The 2678-nt window shown below is 66.0% G+C and carries 2 protein-coding genes; one reads left to right on the top strand and one right to left on the bottom strand.

Annotated features, from left to right (window positions below):
- Positions 1-1470 (top strand): beta strand repeat-containing protein (locus ACFU4Z_RS33860; RefSeq protein WP_379071651.1); only part of this gene is annotated, 1470 nt, incomplete at its 5' end.
- Between the two features lie 426 nt (positions 1471-1896).
- Here the strand turns inward: ACFU4Z_RS33860 and ACFU4Z_RS33855 are convergent.
- Positions 1897-2610, bottom strand: coding sequence for an FkbM family methyltransferase (locus ACFU4Z_RS33855; protein ID WP_379071664.1), 714 nt, complete (start codon positions 2608-2610; stop codon positions 1897-1899).
- Between the last annotated feature and the right edge of the window lie 68 nt (positions 2611-2678).

Raw genomic sequence — 2678 nt, 5'->3', positions numbered from 1 at the left:
CCGAACGCCGGTCCGGTGACCGGTGGGACGACGGTCGTGCTCACCGGAACAGCCCTGACCGGAGCCACCGCGGTGAATTTCGGTGCCACACCGGCAACCTCGTTCGTCGTGGACTCCGACACCCAGATCACGGCCGTCGCCCCAGCAGGTGCGGCCGGAACGGTGTCGGTCACCGTCACCACCGCGGGCGGCACCAGTAACGGTGTCTCCTACACCTACGTCGCGGTGCCCACGCTGACCACGGTGGTACCCAATGCCGGTCCGGCAGCAGGCGGGACCACAGTCACCATCACCGGGACGAATCTGACGGGTGCGACCGCAGTGAGTTTCGGTGCCACCCCGGCGACCTCGTTCACGATCGACTCCGCCACCCAGATCACGGCCATCGCCCCCGCAGGCACAGCAGGGACGATACTGGTCACCGTCACCACGGCCGGCGGCACCAGCAACGGGGTCTCCTACACCTACATCGCGGTGCCCACCCTCACCACCATCGCCCCGAACGCCGGTCCGGTAGCAGGCGGGACGACGGTCGTGCTCACCGGAACAAGTCTGACCGGAGCCACCGCAGTGAATTTCGGTGCCACACCGGCAACCTCGTTCGTCGTGGACTCCGCTACGCAGATCACGGCGGTCACCCCCGCAGGTGCGGCCGGGGCGATACTGGTCACCGTCACCACAGCCGGTGGAACCAGCAACGGTGTCGCCTACACCTACGCGGCGGTGCCGACGCTGACCACGGTGGTGCCCAACGCCGGTCCGGTGACCGGCGGCACCACGGTCGTGCTCACCGGGACGAATCTGACGGGTGCGACCGCGGTGAGTTTCGGTGCCACCCCGGCGACTTCGTTCAGTGTCGACTCCGGCACCCAGATCACGGCCATCGCCCCAGCTGGGTCGGCCGGGACGATACTGGTCACCGTCACCACCGCGGGAGGAACCAGCAACGGGGTCTCCTACACCTACGTCGTGGTTCCCACCCTCACCACCATCGCCCCGAACGCCGGTCCGGTAGCAGGCGGGACGACGGTCGTGCTCACCGGAACAGGTCTGACCGGTGCGACCGCGTTGAATTTCGGTGCCACACCGGCAACCTCGTTCGTCGTGGACTCCGACACCCAGATCACGGCGGTCACCCCTGCCGGGACGGCTGGGACGATACTGGTCACCGTCACCACCGCGGGAGGAACCGTCGACGGCGTGTCCTTCACCTACGCCGGGGTGCCCACCCTGAGCACGGTCAGTCCGACTTCGGGCACGGCGGCCGGCGGGACCACGGTCACCATCACCGGGACGGCATTGACAGGTGCGACCGCGGTGAATTTCGGTGCCACACCGGCAACCTCGTTCAGTGTCGACTCCAGCACCCAGATCACCGCCATCGCCCCCGCAGGCACGGTCGGAACGATACTGGTCACCGTCACCACCCCAGGAGGAACCAGCAACGGGGTCTCCTACACCTACCTCTGACGGCTGGTGCGGCTGGGCCGTCGGTGGGCAATTGCCTGCCGACGGCCCAATCGCGTTGCGGTCCAAGGTGTGGGGCCGCCATCCTGGACGACCATTGCCAGGGTGCTCGACAACCTCGGCTACGACGGCGTTGGGGCGGAAACTCTGCCGCCACTGCTATGCACGGGGGTGCTCGGCGCTCAGCGCGATTCGACAACGCTGATCCGTCTGTTGGCTATAAGCGGTGGAGGGACCCGGCTGTCGTCAGCGTTGTCGCCAGAAGTGTCGTCGGACTGCCTCGTTGGGGCCAGGAGCGCCATGGGGTTTTCTTTGATAGCTCGCTGAACCGGCCTGCCGCCGCACCATTGCCAATCATCATCGGGTTCATCCCGTCGAACTGGCGACGGGTGAATATGCGACCGCACCAGCCCGGCTACCGTCAGTCAGTCAGTCGGCGCGGTGCCTGGCGGCAAATACCTCGTGTATTTCAGTTCCGATCAAACGCGGGTCCTGCTGAGTCTGCGCGGACATGCCCTGCCGACCGAACAGCTCGCAGACTTCTCTCAGGCGGCCGTCGCGATCATGGACTTCAACGACGACGGCGTGGATACGAGGCCAGTCCGCTTCGGTGATGCCATGCAAGACTTCCAATTCGGCACGCTCGACATCGACTTTGAGCAACCCGATCTCGCTGTCACGGCAATGTTCGTCCAGTATCGCCGAAACAGTAGTGACCCCGACCTTCAGTGGTACGCCGTCGTGCAGGCCGGTGATGATGAGCGCGATGGCCTTGTCGTCCAGGCCGCTGTTGCGCAGATAGATCTTGGTGGCTTCGTCGTCTGCCTCGCGATCGGCGAAGAAACCGGAGTTCGCCGTGGCGCGCGGATACCAGGTGAACGGCCGCGTGCCCGGCGTGGCGCCGACGGCGATCTGGAGGGATGTCCCGTGCGGAACATGCGCTGCAATATTGCGGTACAGGCAACGAAAGGTGATCGGCACGGGCTCGACCGCGATGACCTGAATTCCGGGGCAAGTGTCGGCGAACATCATCGCGCTGAGTCCGATGTTGGCGCCGATGTCGAGGGCAACGTCTCCAGGGAGAAGGCATGCGGCGGCACGCCGGTAGAACCCGTGCGTCGCGGTCGTCTCGCCCCACAGCATTCGGGCCTCGGCCGGGCTCGTGCAGGTCACCGTTCTGCCGTCGTCGAGACGCAGTTGCTGCAAAGTGG

The organism is Nocardia sp. NPDC057440, assembly GCF_042802915.1.
In the GTDB taxonomy this organism is placed as follows: domain Bacteria; phylum Actinomycetota; class Actinomycetes; order Mycobacteriales; family Mycobacteriaceae; genus Nocardia.
The sequence above is the reverse complement of the archived record's forward strand: the minus strand, read 5'-3'. Positions and strand labels throughout refer to the sequence as shown.